At 50.9% G+C, this 13,738-nt stretch carries 15 protein-coding genes; 8 read left to right on the top strand and 7 right to left on the bottom strand.

What is annotated here, in order from left to right; genetic code table 11:
• Window positions 1-9: 9 nt before the first annotated feature.
• The 4 genes from NST96_RS17000 to NST96_RS16985 form a co-directional block, all read right to left on the bottom strand.
• On the bottom strand, window positions 10-330 hold the full coding sequence (locus NST96_RS17000) for a hypothetical protein (RefSeq protein ID WP_003386074.1): 321 nt from the start codon (window positions 328-330) through the stop codon (window positions 10-12).
• Window positions 331-455: 125 nt separating this feature from the next.
• Entirely contained in the window at window positions 456-965 is a 510-nt protein-coding gene (locus tag NST96_RS16995) for an isoprenylcysteine carboxylmethyltransferase family protein (protein WP_003386073.1), read from the bottom strand.
• A 4-nt stretch (window positions 966-969) separates the two neighbouring features.
• Window positions 970-2,040, bottom strand: coding sequence for a 3-oxoacyl-[acyl-carrier-protein] synthase III C-terminal domain-containing protein (locus tag NST96_RS16990; protein ID WP_024982973.1), 1,071 nt, complete (start codon window positions 2,038-2,040; stop codon window positions 970-972).
• 193 nt (window positions 2,041-2,233) lie between these two features.
• Complete coding sequence (locus tag NST96_RS16985) at window positions 2,234-3,493, bottom strand: MFS transporter (protein ID WP_003386071.1); 1,260 nt, start codon at window positions 3,491-3,493, stop codon at window positions 2,234-2,236.
• Window positions 3,494-3,716: 223 nt separating this feature from the next.
• Between NST96_RS16985 and NST96_RS16980 the strand changes: the two genes are divergently transcribed.
• The 4 genes from NST96_RS16980 to NST96_RS16965 all read left to right on the top strand — a co-directional run bounded on the left by NST96_RS16980 (window position 3,717) and on the right by NST96_RS16965 (window position 6,732).
• The gene (locus NST96_RS16980) at window positions 3,717-4,148 is read left to right on the top strand and encodes a MarR family transcriptional regulator (protein ID WP_003386070.1); all 432 of its coding nucleotides are present in this window, start codon (window positions 3,717-3,719) and stop codon (window positions 4,146-4,148) included.
• Between the two features lie 67 nt (window positions 4,149-4,215).
• Window positions 4,216-4,782, top strand: a complete 567-nt coding sequence (locus NST96_RS16975; RefSeq protein ID WP_003386069.1) for a DUF167 family protein — start codon at window positions 4,216-4,218, stop codon at window positions 4,780-4,782.
• A gap of 320 nt (window positions 4,783-5,102) precedes the next feature.
• Window positions 5,103-5,720, top strand: a complete 618-nt coding sequence (locus tag NST96_RS16970) for a DUF47 domain-containing protein (RefSeq protein WP_003386068.1) — start codon at window positions 5,103-5,105, stop codon at window positions 5,718-5,720.
• A complete protein-coding gene (locus NST96_RS16965) occupies window positions 5,713-6,732 on the top strand; it encodes an inorganic phosphate transporter (RefSeq protein WP_003386067.1) in 1,020 nt (339 codons plus the stop codon). Before NST96_RS16970 ends, NST96_RS16965 begins: the two co-directional genes overlap by 8 nt.
• A gap of 86 nt (window positions 6,733-6,818) precedes the next feature.
• Here the strand turns inward: NST96_RS16965 and NST96_RS16960 are convergent, their stop codons facing one another.
• The 3 genes from NST96_RS16960 to ligD form a co-directional block, all read right to left on the bottom strand.
• A complete protein-coding gene (locus NST96_RS16960) occupies window positions 6,819-7,058 on the bottom strand; it encodes a hypothetical protein (RefSeq protein ID WP_003386066.1) in 240 nt (79 codons plus the stop codon).
• Window positions 7,059-7,174: 116 nt separating this feature from the next.
• A complete protein-coding gene (gene lgt / locus NST96_RS16955) occupies window positions 7,175-7,972 on the bottom strand; it encodes a prolipoprotein diacylglyceryl transferase (protein ID WP_172921137.1) in 798 nt (265 codons plus the stop codon).
• 108 nt (window positions 7,973-8,080) lie between these two features.
• Window positions 8,081-8,983 carry a non-homologous end-joining DNA ligase gene (gene ligD / locus NST96_RS16950; RefSeq protein WP_003386062.1) on the bottom strand — a complete coding sequence of 301 codons (903 nt, stop codon included), beginning with the start codon at window positions 8,981-8,983 and terminating at the stop codon, window positions 8,081-8,083.
• Window positions 8,984-9,119: 136 nt separating this feature from the next.
• Between ligD and NST96_RS16945 the strand changes: the two genes are divergently transcribed.
• Genes NST96_RS16945 through NST96_RS16930 form a run of 4 tightly spaced genes read left to right on the top strand, consistent with a single transcriptional unit; the run spans window position 9,120 to window position 13,488 of the window.
• A complete protein-coding gene (locus NST96_RS16945) occupies window positions 9,120-10,676 on the top strand; it encodes a spore germination protein (RefSeq protein ID WP_172921135.1) in 1,557 nt (518 codons plus the stop codon).
• Window positions 10,677-10,716: 40 nt separating this feature from the next.
• On the top strand, window positions 10,717-11,892 hold the full coding sequence (locus NST96_RS16940; protein WP_003386059.1) for a Ger(x)C family spore germination protein: 1,176 nt from the start codon (window positions 10,717-10,719) through the stop codon (window positions 11,890-11,892).
• A 1-nt stretch (window position 11,893) separates the two neighbouring features.
• A complete protein-coding gene (locus NST96_RS16935; RefSeq protein WP_003386058.1) occupies window positions 11,894-12,130 on the top strand; it encodes a hypothetical protein in 237 nt (78 codons plus the stop codon).
• A 14-nt stretch (window positions 12,131-12,144) separates the two neighbouring features.
• Window positions 12,145-13,488, top strand: coding sequence for an endospore germination permease (locus tag NST96_RS16930; RefSeq protein WP_031932930.1), 1,344 nt, complete (start codon window positions 12,145-12,147; stop codon window positions 13,486-13,488).
• Window positions 13,489-13,738 lie beyond the last annotated feature (250 nt).

The following is a 13,738-nucleotide window of genomic DNA, read 5'->3' as shown; positions in this document are numbered from 1 at the left end:
CGGCAACCGTTATTTTATAAAATCGCGCATGCGCTGTTCAGCAAGCACAGGGTCCATGTCAACCTGAAACAGCATATGCAGATTGCTGGTGGCAGCCACCGTTCTGCGTGTGGCGCTGTACAAGGTCGGTTTTGCCTTCTTGATCAAGGTCATGATCTCTACGACGGGCGGGATTACCTGCTTGATGCGCAGCAGCCCTTGCAAGTAACGGACTAGTTTTTGAATCGTGGCGGTTTGATCGTTATCAGGCAAGTGCTCAATCATGCTGTAAAATTCACGGATGATGATGTGTTTTACTTCATGGGGGCCTTCCATGCTGGTCGTTTTCAAAACAGGTCACCTCGTGTCAGTAATGGAAAATGGGAAGGTACTTAAAAAAATCGTACTTTCTATCTACCCGCTGATCATGTGAAATAAACACGCGGAAGAACCCGATTTGAAGCGTCGGGTTCTTTTTATCGATGCTTGTATACGGCTCGTTCTTCGGCTGGGATACGGACCCGCAGCAGCAGCCAGAGATTGCAGATGGTAAAGAACATGGCTGTAACATAGGCGGAAAAGGTCAGCGGCAGTGTGAAAAGCTCGATCGTCACGATCCAGTAGTTGGGATGCCGGATGTAACGGTAAGGGCCGCGTGTAATCGGGGGAGCGCCGGGAAGGATGATGATCCGCGTATTCCAACGTTTTCCGAGAGTCAGGATACACCAGTAGCGAAGAGTCTGCGCGAATAGAAAGAGCGAAAAAGACAGGGGCCACCAAGGGGCAGGCATGCCTTTTCGCCAGATGCCCTCGGCCAGCAGCGCGGCAAAAAAACCGACATGTAGAAATACGATGTACTTGTAATGGTCAGCACCGACTTCATACCCGCCAATCGAACGCAAATACCGGGCATTTCGCGAGGCGAGCCTGAGCTCCAGAAGGCGCTGGAGGACAACAGCCATATAGACAATCAGGAAAAAGGACACGGCCTCACCTCGCTTCCAGCAGGATGAATTCCGAGCTGAAGCCGGGACCAAGGGCAGCTAGCAGGCCTTGTTCTCCCTTCGACCACGGCTTCTGCAAGCTTTTTTCCAGCACAAAGAGGACGGTAGGGGACGACATGTTTCCGTAATCCCGCAGAACCTCTTCTGAAAACCTGATCGAGTCAGCGGGGAGCTGCAATGCTTGTTGGTAGGCGTTCAGCACCTTTGCGCCGCCCGGGTGGAAAATAAAGTGCCTCAGCTTCTCCACGGTTGTGCCGAGGGGCGCAAGAAAGCTCTCCAGCTCTTCTCGCATGGATTTGTGAATCAGAGTGGGAATATCTCTGGAAAAGACAACTTTCAGTCCCGGGTCGGTCACTTCCCAGCCCATGACATCGAGCGAATCGGACCACGTCCTGGAGCGGGCAGCGCAAAAATGGAGCTGCGGCTGATCAGAGACGCCTGTATGTACCACTTCATCCCCTTCGATGAGCACAGCTGCAGCGCCGTCCCCGAACAGGCAGGTGGCGACCAGATTGCTTTTGGAAACGTCCTGGCGAATAAATGTCAGGCCGCACAACTCCACACTGAGCAACAGGACCCGGCGCTTGGGGTAGGCGTTGACATATTCGCAGGAGCGGGCGAGTCCCATCGCTCCGCCCGCACAGCCCAACCCCCACAGAGGAATGCGGGTGATGTCAGAGCGCAGTCCCAGGCGGTTCAGCAGGTGGGCATCGATACTGGGTGTGGCTATACCCGTACTGGATACGAATACAAGGCAATCAATATCGTCTATTCTGCAATTGCTGTTCTCAAGGCAGCGTTTCGCCGCCTCGGCACCGAGAGCTACAGCGTGTTGTATGTACAACCGGTTTTTTTCGGCAAAGCTGTGGTCTTGTCCGAACCATTCCAGCGGCATGCAAAAGTGCCGCTTGCGAATCCGGCTGTGGGAAAAAATGCTGATCAGCCGGTCGATGTCCGGAAAAGCATCCTGGAACAACAGGCGGGCAAAGGCCATCGAAGCCTCTTGCGTCACTTCATAAGCAGGAACAGCGGTAGCAGCAGCAGTAATCCGCGCCAGCGAGCTCACCTCCTCTAAAAGGTAAGTAGTTCCATTTTTCCCTACCGCAAGGAATACATTCGTGACAGGAAGCAAGCAAAACAAAAACAAGCCAAAGCCTGGCAACGACCAGACATTAGCTTGTTTTGCAATCCGCAGCCAAGATTCCGCCAGCAGGTATGTTCCTATTTGTTCCAGCAACAATAATTGCGGATCATGATGCGGACATATTCACAGAAGTTTCTGCCGGTGCGGAAGACGACTTTCTGACAGCCTTTTTCACCAAACCGTATTGAAACACTCCGGCGATCAGCAAGAGCAGACCGACGATGGAAAACCAGTACGCGCCGCCGATATTGCGAAACGCGACGGCTCCGGTGGACGGACCTATCGTACCGGTGATTCCCCAGTTCGCGCCGAAAATGGAAAAGTATCTCCCTCGGAGCTCCGCTGGTGCCAGTACGGAGATCGCCTTTTGGATCTGCGGGCCATAGAGCATCTCGCCAATCGTAAAAATGGCTTCGGCCACTACGAGCAGCCAGAATACTGGGGCCCAACCGTAACCGAATCCGACGCATCCGAGCAGCAGGTAAGCGGCGAGAATAATTCGCTCGGGCGGGAACCGATCGGCAAACCTGGCAATGGCGATTTGACAGCAGACGACCAGTACTCCATTGATTGTCATCAAGGTGGCAAATACCGTCAGGAAGTCGTCAAAGCGAGTGCGCAAGTGCTGCGGCAGGATAATTTCCACCTGCGAGTACAACAGTGAGACGGGGATTGCGGCCAATGTCATCCACAGCAGGGTGGTATGCTCCCGCAAGCGGAGCTTCGGCGCTTTTGACACGTCCTCTGGCTGCCCCCCTTTCTGTTTGCCGGATTCCCTTCTTTCCTTGGGGAGTGTCTCCGGGATTTTCCACATGATCAACAGACAATAGATCATGAGCGTCGCCGAGCAAATTCCGAAGGCGATAGCCGGGTTGATCTTGTAAAGCGTGACCCCGATAAGAGGGCCTGCGGCTGCTCCGAGGTTTAAAGCGGTATGGAGCAGGGCGAACACCTCGCTGCGCTTTTCTTCCGGGACGACGTCTGTCACCTGGGCGCTGGCAGCAGGCCAGAACAAAGCGGCTCCAATTCCATTCAGGATGGTTAGAGAAGCAAAGGCGATCAGGGATTCGGCCCAAATATAGCCCGCCATCGAAATCGACTCGATGACCAGAGCGGCCACCATCAAAGGCTTGCGTCCATAGCGGTCGGCAAGTCCACCGGCGTATACGCTGGCCACGATGCTGGTGAGAGGCTGAAGGCTTGTAACCATTGCTGCTACCAGAAGATTCCCATCCATCCGATCGTACAAATAGAAAGCGAGAAAAGGGCGAAGCATAAAACCGGCAAACGTTGTCAGGATGGTTCCGATCACGCGTATCCAAATCGTGGTATCATAGCGTGAGATGATGTTCTGCAGCCAAGCCATGCGACAAATTCCTCTCTTCCGATAAAAGGTTATTTAGTAAGACATAAGTATAAGGAAGCGTCTATTGAAAAGAAAGGAAATTGTTTCTGTTGGCAACTTTCAGAGATTTAAAAGCTATAAAAGAGCTTTGACGGATGCTTACTCCTGTGTTTCTATAGGAAGTAACTGCATTATCGCAGGAAGACCAGATCCCCCAAGGGTAGAATAAAAGGAGACAGGGTACATGACAGATCGCTTTCGAGACAGCCTCGGCCACAACCTTCATCGCGTAGGCCAACTGATCAGGGAAGAGACAGCCAAAGCGCTTGGGCCGTTTGGCATAACTCCCGAGCAGTGGCAACTGTTGGTTGCGACCGCACAGACGGACGGGCTCACTCCCTCGGAATTGGGAAAGCGGACTTTGCGTGACAAGACGACGATATCGCGCATTTTGCCCGGTTTGCTGAAAAAAGGCTGGCTGAAAACGGAGCCCCATTCCCAGGACGCCCGAAGCTACATCGTAAAAATGGCGCCTGATAAAGTGAAGGTCATAGAAGAAACATTGGAGGCAGTACGGGACCATTTCACGCAAAGCGTATTTGCGCCATTTTCGAAAGCTGAACAAGACATGTTTCTAAGCATGGTGGTAAGGCTGAGGGACCACCTGGAGAAATGATGGTTGCATATGCAACCTCCTTTTGTTACCCTAATGGTTGTATATACAATTAGTTGGGGTGAGAAGGATGAAATTGACCGTACGAAAGGCAGACGGACCGGGCTGGCTGATGATCGCCGAAATGGTGGAAAACGGGCTTTACAAAGTCGTCACGGAGCGTTGCGGCGAAGACCCTCCTTACGCTACAATCCTGCAGTTCTTGCACCGCCTGCCAAGGCTTCTCGACCGGATATGCGGAGTCGAGGCGCTCGAAATTCAGCCGAGCCGCGTCGTTTCTGCCAAGCGTGCAGCACGAGCGGCCAGCAGGGAGATGGAGGCGGCGAGGAGAAAGCAGTCACCCGGGAAGTCTTTTCAGATCATCAGCCAGGAGCTGGAGAAGGCGGCGGAATGGAAGCGGGAGGTCACAGAGCTGACTCTCTGGGTCAAACCGGGCAAAAAGAGAACGGCCATAACGGGGGAGACACTCAAGGGAATGCTTGTCGTCGAGGTGACAGGATCTCCAAGGGACAGCCAGACACACGACGAACTCCGTGCCTTGTTAAAGAAGAGGTTTCACGCATATGACAACGATATTGAATTGGTCGAAGGCTACGCCAGCCAGCGCAAGCTTTACCGGATCACGCACCGCCGCTGATTCCTGCTGCCGAGTCCAGGCAGCAAAGGGGGAAGTCAAAGAAAAAAACGGCATGCTGGCAGCCGGGAAATAAAAAGTGAACAACTGGCAACACTAACACTCGTACCCTAGGCGGACGGGTATTTTTTTATCCTTTCAGAAAATAAGGATCGGGGCCGTTTTAACGCATCATTTTTCATTTGTCATCTGTCTTTACAAAAACTTAACAATTTCTTAAAGAAAAAAATACACATTTGTCCTTGTTTTTAAATTTACCTTCACAAAGTTGTTCGATATAATCGGTGAGGCGTTAGTTATTCAAAGGAGTGACGACTGATCTTATGTTAAAAAGCAAAAAGCACATCTTCTTTGACTTGTTCGAGCAGCAAATTGCCAATGTCCACAAGGGAACCCATCTGTTTTATGAAATGATCGGGAACTACCAGGACTTGGAATCCAAAGTAAAAGAAATCAAGTCGGTGGAAAAAGAAGGGGACGAGATCGTTCGCCGGATTATGAATGAATTGAACTCTACCTTTATCACTCCGCTGGAGAGGGAAGATATTCACCAGTTGGCCCATACGATGGACTCAATGATCGACTACATCGACGGCGTAGCAGACCGGATGTACTTGTACCAGGTGCGCCAGCCAGATCCGCGCGTGCTTGCACAGGCCAACATTTTGGTGAAATGCTCGGCGAAGCTGATCGAATTGATCCGTACGCTGCGCAAACTGGATCATCAGGTCGTATCCAAATACGCTGCCGAAATCAAGGAATTGGAACATGAATCCGACTCCAACTACCGTAAAATGGTTTCTGATTTGCTCAACGCTCCTAACGCTGATCCGATCGAAGCGATCAAGCTCAAGGAAATTTACGACAAACTGGAAGACTGTGCCGACTTTGCCGAGGACGTATCCAACCTGGTAGAAGGGATCGTGCTGAAGAATGCCTAGTCTTTCCCCGGATATGATTATCCTGATCCTCGTTGTGATCATGGCGCTTAGCTTCGACTTTATCAATGGATTTCACGATACCGCTAACGCCATCGCGACTTCAGTGTCTACCCGAGCGTTAAGCCCGCGCACGGCTATCATTATCGCGTCGTTCTTAAATCTGATCGGGGCGCTCACGTACACAGGGGTAGCGAAAACGATCGGAGGATCGATTGCCGACCCGTTCCAGTTGGAAAACGGATTGGTCGTCGTGCTTGCTGCATTGACGTCAGCCATCCTGTGGAACCTGATCACCTGGTGGTTCGGAATTCCCAGCTCCTCCTCGCACGCGCTGATTGGCGGGATCGCTGGGGCAGTCGTAGGTGCTGCTGGCGTCGGTTCCATTAACATGGCAGGCTTTATCAGCATTGTACAAGCCTTGATTTTTTCTCCATTGATCGCATTTGTCGTCGGTTTTACCGTAATCAAGATCATTTCGGCGATCGTAGCCAATATGGCGTATCATCCGACGAACAAAGGTTTTCGGATGCTGCAGGTCGTAGCTGCCTCCTGGCAATCCTTTAGCCATGGAGCCAACGATGCGCAAAAAACGATGGGGATTATTACCTTCGCATTGATTTCCGGTGGATTTATGACGCCGGAAAACGGTGACTTCTCCATTCCTCTCTGGGTCAAAATCTCCGCTGCGGTGGCGATGGCACTAGGGACATCTGTCGGCGGCTGGCGGATTATCAAGACGATGGGCGGCAAGATCATGAAAATCAAGCCGATCAGCGGCTTCTCTGCAGACCTTTCGTCGGCGATGATCATCACCATTTTTACGGCGTTCAAGCTGCCGGTCAGTACAACGCACGTAATTACTTCCTCGATTCTTGGCGTAGGTGCCTCCCAAAAGTTTTCAGCTGTTAAATGGGGGCTTGCCGGAAGGATTTTGGTCACATGGGTAATCACGTTGCCGGCTACAGGTTTACTGGCTGCTGCCTGTTACGTGGTGTACGATGTGTTCCTGTAAAAGGAATTCGTCTATAGCGTTCATAAATAAAATGCCAGCGTCCTTTCCTGCCGTACGGGGAAGGACGCTTTTTGCTGCCAGCAAAGTTATGACGGACGCGTCAGACGCGCCCAAAAGCCTTGTTTCGGTTTGATGGTGACCATGCGTATGGATGAGATGGGAATATACGCGAGAGACCCGTCCGTCATCTCCAGAAGAATGCCGTCTTCGCTGTAATCGTAGAGCCGCCCCTCTTCAAAGGAGGATGTACCAGCGGAAATCATCGCCGGTGCGAAGTGAACCCGGACATCCCTGTCGAGGTAGTCCTCCAACATACCCTCATTCATATCAAAACACCCGCCTTGTTTTTTCCTTAGTATGCCCATCTTTTCGACAATTCAGACGCAGGTGCCCCGAAAGAAAAGCCACCGCTCGTTGGAGGGTGGCTCTGTCATTCTGTTTCTTATTCTGAAGTATTGTGGGACTGGATGGACTGTCTGCTTTTTCTCGCAAACACGATCAGCAAGATAATGCCCACCGCGATTAGAGAAAGGCTGACCAATTGGGCAACGCGCAATGTTCCGCCGATCAGGAGAGAGTCTGTACGCATGCCCTCGATAAAAAAGCGGCCGATTGAATACAGGACCAGATAGCTGAACAATACTTGTCCGTCAAAGCGTTTGAAGCGGTACAGCATTGCCATCAGGATGGCGAAGACGAGCAGGTTCCACATCGACTCGTAGAAGAACGTTGGGTGGTAATACTGCCCCCCGATGTACATCTGGTCGCGGATAAACGCAGGAAAATGAGCCATGTACTCCGCAGTTGCCGGTCCGCCGTGCGCTTCCTGGTTAATAAAGTTGCCCCAGCGGCCGATCGCTTGCCCCAGAATGACACTGGGAATCATCGCATCCCCCAGCAGCAAAAACGGCAGGTTGTGCTTGCGGACATACCAGGCACCGGCGAGAACGCCGCCGATCAAGCCGCCGTGAATCGCCAGCCCTCCTTCCCAAACGTAGAAAACGGAGAGGAGATTGTCTTTGTACTGGTCCCACTCAAAAATGACGTAGTAAGCACGAGCGCAAATGATGGCAGCGGGAATGATGAGTACGACCATGTTCAGGACGTGATCAGGATCTATGCCCGAACGCTTGGCATTGTAGCGGGCGAGATAGGTTCCCAGAAAAAACGCAAACCCCATAATGATTCCGTACCAGCGAATATTGATGGGGCCAAGTGATAATGCTATCGGATCAATCATGTTGTATTCCTCCTTGCCTCCAAACATCTCTGCACAGTATAGCACAAATCGCATGCGCAGTTCCAATTGTGCAGATGGCAACAGCAGGCAGCCTGTGGACCGCCGCACTTATGGCTTTTGTTTCAGAAAGGCCAGGATCGAATCAAGGGAAGCACGCTTCTGGTCATGGACGGCAGCGAACAAATCGCCGAACTTTTGCAACCGTTCGGGAACCGTATGGACGGTGAAATCAGTCGGGTGGATATGGGGAACCTCTTCCCAGCGAAGCGGTGTGGAAACGGTCGCTTCCTTGCGGGCCCGCGTCGAATAGGGGGCGGTCAAGGTCTTTCCCCGCCAGGGCTGCAAGTAATCGATGTAGAGCTTTGTGCCCCTGTTCTTGACCAGGCGCTCCAATGTGATCAGATCAGGCCGCTTTTCCGCCAGGTAGGTCGCCAAGAAATGCCCGACCTGTCTCGTTTGTTCAAATGTATAACGACGTTCGATCGGAATGTAAATTTGCAAGCCCGATGCGCCAGAAGTCTTGACGACAGAGGGGAGCTGCAAATCGTCCAACAGCTCCTTCAAAAGCATGGCCGTTTCGGCGACGGGAGCGAATTCCGGTGTAGACGGGTCAAGGTCGAAAACGAGCTCAGTCGGTATCTCGTCTCCCGCCAGGTGAAACGAGACGTGCCATTCCAGTGCCGCCTGATTCGCCAACCAAACAAGAGTCGCCGCATCATTTAAGAGGGGATAAGCGGTATTTTCCCATACGCTGGAAGCGATCCAGTCCGGAGCGTACTCAGGAATGTTCTTTTGATAAAAATGCTTGTCGTGGATGCCGTGGGGATAACGGATAACAGTTAAAAGGCGGTCTTTCGTATAAGCCAGAAACGGAGAGGCGACCTCCATTAAATAACCGATGTAATCCCATTTGGTGACGTTTGCTTCCGGCCAAAGCGGTTTGGTTGGATTCGTAATCGTCAATTCCTTGCCCGCAACGGCAACGGTAATGTCAGCAGCTTCAGTAGGCAAGACAAATCCCTCCCTCTGGGACTAGTGCTGCCCCTACTTTTCCCGCATTGGCCAAACATATGCAAGCGAGGCACCTGCATATTTTGGAAACCCGAGTAACATAATACGGGTAGCTTACTAACAGTTGGTGAATCGTATGAAGCATACTCGTCAGTCAAAGAAGGAACAAAATATTGCCCAGTTAAACGAAAAAAGTCTGAGCGAGCTGGAGTCTTTTCCCGTTCGTTCTTCTTTGGAAGAGAACATTGAGATTCTTGAACATCTGTTTCAGGATTGCTCGGATTTTGTTCTGCGTGAGTTTCAACTGAAAGACAGTGTTCAAGCTTGTGCGGTCTTTGTAGATGGCTTGATTGATACGCAATCCGTTAATGAAGCACTGAGGGCGCTGATGATCCTGAAGGGTGGCCGGGAGAGCATCAGGAGCATCGAGCATGAAGTTCTCCCCGTCTCGCAAATTTCCGAGGTCACGAGCTACAAGGATTTTCTGTCGGCTGTGCTTGGGGGAGATACGGGAATTCTCGTAGACGGCAACGACATTGCTCTCACGCTCGGGATTCGCGGAGCCGAAAAACGTTCCGTAAACGAACCGGAAGGGGAAGTTGTCGTACGGGGGCCGCGGGAGGGATTCATTGAAAATATCCGGACGAATACGTCCCTTCTCCGGCGGAAGCTGAAAACGCCCCGATTGAAAATGAAATCAATCGTCGTTGGCAAGGAGAGCAATACGAACCTCGTCGTTTCCTATCTGGAAGGAATAGTAGACCCTGCTTTACGGGACGAGGTTATTTCGAGAATCGAGCACATCGAGATCGACGCGGTTCTGGAATCGGGTTATATCGAAGAGATGATCCAGGATAATGCTTTGTCGCCATTTCCGCAGGTCCAATATTCGGAAAGGCCTGATACGGTTGCAGCCGCTTTGCTGGAAGGGCGGATTGCTATTTTTGTCGACGGGACACCAATGGTCCTGATCGTTCCGACTACGTTCTGGATGATGATGCAAGCCAACGAGGATTACTATGAACGCTTTCAGATGGCCACACTCGTCCGCTGGCTGCGCTATTTGTTTTTGGCTATTTCTCTTGTTACACCGGCAGGCTATGTAGCGATTTCGACCTTCCATCAGGAGATGCTCCCAACCACTTTATTGCTGAGCATCGCGGCAGCGCGGGAATCCATTCCGTTTCCGGCGATTGTCGAGGCGCTGATCATGGAGATTTCGTTCGAGGCCCTGCGCGAAGCGGGGATTCGATTGCCGAAAACAGTAGGGCAGGCAGTCAGCATTCTGGGGGCGCTTGTCGTAGGACAGGCTGCCGTCCAGGCGGGAATCGTTTCGGCACCGATGGTAATTGTCGTTTCGATCACGGGAATCGCTTCCTTCACCGTGCCGCATTACAATGCATCGATCGCTTTGCGGATGCTTCGTTTCCCATTGATGTTTGCCGCCTCCTTTTTGGGAATATACGGCATTCTGGTCGGCATTCTTCTGATTATGGGACACATGGCAAACCTTCGCTCGTTTGGGGTGCCGTACCTTTCCCCGCTGGCGCCGATGTCGATAGGCGACTTCAAGGATGTGCTGATTCGTGCTCCTTGGACAATAATGGAGAAACGCCCAAGCTTTACGGGGGTAGAGGACGAAAAACGCTTGAACACAGCCTCGATCAATAAGTCCAGACAAACGAGCGATTGAGGAGGCTAAAATAAACAGAAATAACCGGGGGAGTGGTACTGTGAAAAGGAGTTCCCGCTTCAAAATTGCTAGTATCATCGTCATCCTGATTCATTCACTGCTGCTTACGGGATGCTGGGATCGGGTAGAAGTGAACGATCTGGCGCTCATCCTTGCTTTCGCGGTGGATAAGGAAGAGGACGGCTTGTACCGGATGTCTGTACAACTCCCCCTGGTCAGCAGTCTCGGAGGTCCTTCCGGCGGTGGTGGAGGGACCAGTGGAGACAAGAGCTATTATGTGGATTCGGCTACCGGAAAAACACTCCGGGAAGCGAACAACGTTTTGCAGTCAAGGATGAGTCGAAAGCTTTTTTACGCCCATCATCGGGTGATTGTCATTGGCGAGGAGACAGCCAAATCAGGGCTGAGAGAAATACTTGATGTCATCGCCCGTTTCCCGGAAAACCGCCTGACAGCATACATGGTCGTGGCGAAAGGGAAAGGCTTCGATCTTCTCAAAGCCCAGCCTCAGTTCGAGAGATTTTCTGCGGAAGCGATGAGAGAATTGATCAAAATGGTGGGTGTTACCGTTACGGTAAAAGACATTGCGCAGATGTTGAATACACCTGGTGTCGATGCGTATCTGCCAGTATTGGCAAGCGTTGATTCCAGACCAAAAGGGAAATCAAAGGAAATCGAGCTGATCGGTTTTTCCATGTTTCGCGATGATCGGTTCGCTCATTTTTTAACTTTGGAGCATGCCAAAGGGATTCGATGGTTCCAACCGACTTTCTATTCGTACGCTACGGATTTTGATATCCGAAAAAACAGGGAGATCAGTGTTCAAGTAAATCAAGGTAGGATGGAAATTACACCGATCGTCCGTAATGGAAAGGTTCATTTTCAAATAAACGTCCACGCGAGAGCGGCAATCATTGAAGATCACAGCGGTACCGATTGGGGAAACTCGAAGAATTTGCGCATGCTGGAAAACAAGCTGGCTGCCAACATAAGCGAAGGCATACGAACAACCCTTCAGGAAATGGTGAAAAACCAGAGCGACATAGCGGGGTTGGGACTGGTGCTCGCAAGAAAATATCCTCAGCTATGGAAAACATCGTTTCGCGAAAACTGGGACAAGCATTTGAAAGCAGTGACATTTGAGATTCGTACCAGAGCGACTGTTCCAAACATCGGACAAACCACAGAGAACCTAACCAAGGAGGAGATGAGATAAAATGAACCTGATTTTTGCAGGGATTTTTCTCCTTTCCTTCTCTTTGATGGCAATCCGTGACATCATGTTACAGCATCACCGTTCTTCAAAAATGAGAGTGGTCATCTATCTGCTCTATATCGCAACGCTGTGCCTGTTCGTCGCTGCGTTTTACCAGGTTGATATCTTCAAGCCCTTTCAAAACACGATCAGTGCTTTCGAGTCAAGGGTTAAAGCATGGATGATGAGCCTTTACTAAGGGGGCAGGAAAATTTGCAAGTCAAACAAGTGATCAACCATCGCCAGATCGCCTGGCTGACGAGCGGTGTGATTATGACAGGGGCCGTTGTCAGCCTTCCGCAGCAACTGGCGGTCGTGGCCAAAAACGATGCCTGGCTGTCCCAATTGCTGCCTGTCATGTATACGGTTCTTGTCGCCTATGTGTTTGAAAGGCTCATTCGGGCTTATCCGGGGAAGAACATATTTGAAATCTTGATAGAGACCAGAGGGCGTGTTGCCGGCAGCCTGCTTAATGGAATACTGCTGCTTTTTTTCTTGCTCATCCTTTTGCGCGATATAAAAGGAGTCGGTCATTTTCTGCATCTCAGTTTGCTGAGCGAGACCCCGCTGGAGATTATTCTTCTCGTCTTTGTCGTGGTTCTCCAGTATTTCGGGCGGTCCAGCATGGAAGTGGCGGCTCGGGTAAATGAGATGTATTTCCCGATGTTTTTTATACTCTCTTTCTCGATGTATTTTATCTTGTCCAACGAATATGATCTTCGACGACTCGAGCCGATTATGGACAGCAAGTTTGTCGCGTTGCTGCTGAGCAATTGGATGTCAGGGGGGTTGTACGGGGATATCTTTGTTTTTGGCGCTTTTTTGCATGCCATTTCCCAATCCCGGTTGTTTTTTTCGGCGGTTAAGCACGGGGCGACGATGGCCGGCTTCGGAATAATGCTGATCCTGATTATTCAACTGGGTGTCATGGGATACCTGATCACAAGCCGCTTGAATTATCCCGTATATGTTCTCGTTGAGCAGATCCACTTGACTGACTTCCTCGACCGGGTCGAGGTGATGCTGTTCAGCATCTGGTTTCCCGCTTTCGCGATTAAAGTGGTCATCACCTACTTGACCCTACTGATCGGGATCGGGACGTTGACCAGAAGGGAGGACTATACGTATTGCAACGGGCCGTTTGGCTGGTTTGTCCTGATCCTCAGCATTACTACCTTTCAGCACATAAACGACGTGAATAACTTCATCGGCTTTGTATTGCCTGTACTTGTTCCGTTGATCCAATGGCCAATGTTGCTATTGCTGTTCTTGTCCGCACGGCAAAAGGCAGGAAAGAGAGCAGGCTCGGATCAAGGCAGCCACCCTCTCCTAAAGAAATATCGCAGATACACACGATTGTGGTGGATATGTTTTGCCATATGCACGATTTCTCTTTTGATCGGTTCATTTATAGAGCCCTTTTATGGGGGATGGGGAAGAGTTTTCGGTGCCGTTTACTTTTTTGGATTTTTGGCGGCGTTTATCTTCTCTTATTTGGAACTGCAGTCCCTGAATCATATCATGGAGCGAGCAAAATCAATCGCGAGAAGGGCTTAGAGAAACAGAGCTTGAGCTGTCGGAAAGAGCCGGTTTTCACCAGGGCAAGGGTGGAACCGGCTTTACACTTGTACGACCTTTGCAATCCTGGGATTGCTCAAAATGATTTGACTTTTCCATGAAGTGGATTTACAATCTTCGCCAATACTTGTTTGCTCGTAAGTATGCAGCCAGCCTTTTGCCTGATGATCTCGCAACGGTTTGATTGCCTGATTCATGCGAAACGGGAACATGAAACCGATCAATATGC

The organism is Brevibacillus sp. FSL K6-2834, from assembly GCF_038592925.1.
Lineage (GTDB): Bacteria > Bacillota > Bacilli > Brevibacillales > Brevibacillaceae > Brevibacillus > Brevibacillus borstelensis.
The sequence above is the reverse complement of the archived record's forward strand: the minus strand, read 5'-3'. Positions and strand labels throughout refer to the sequence as shown.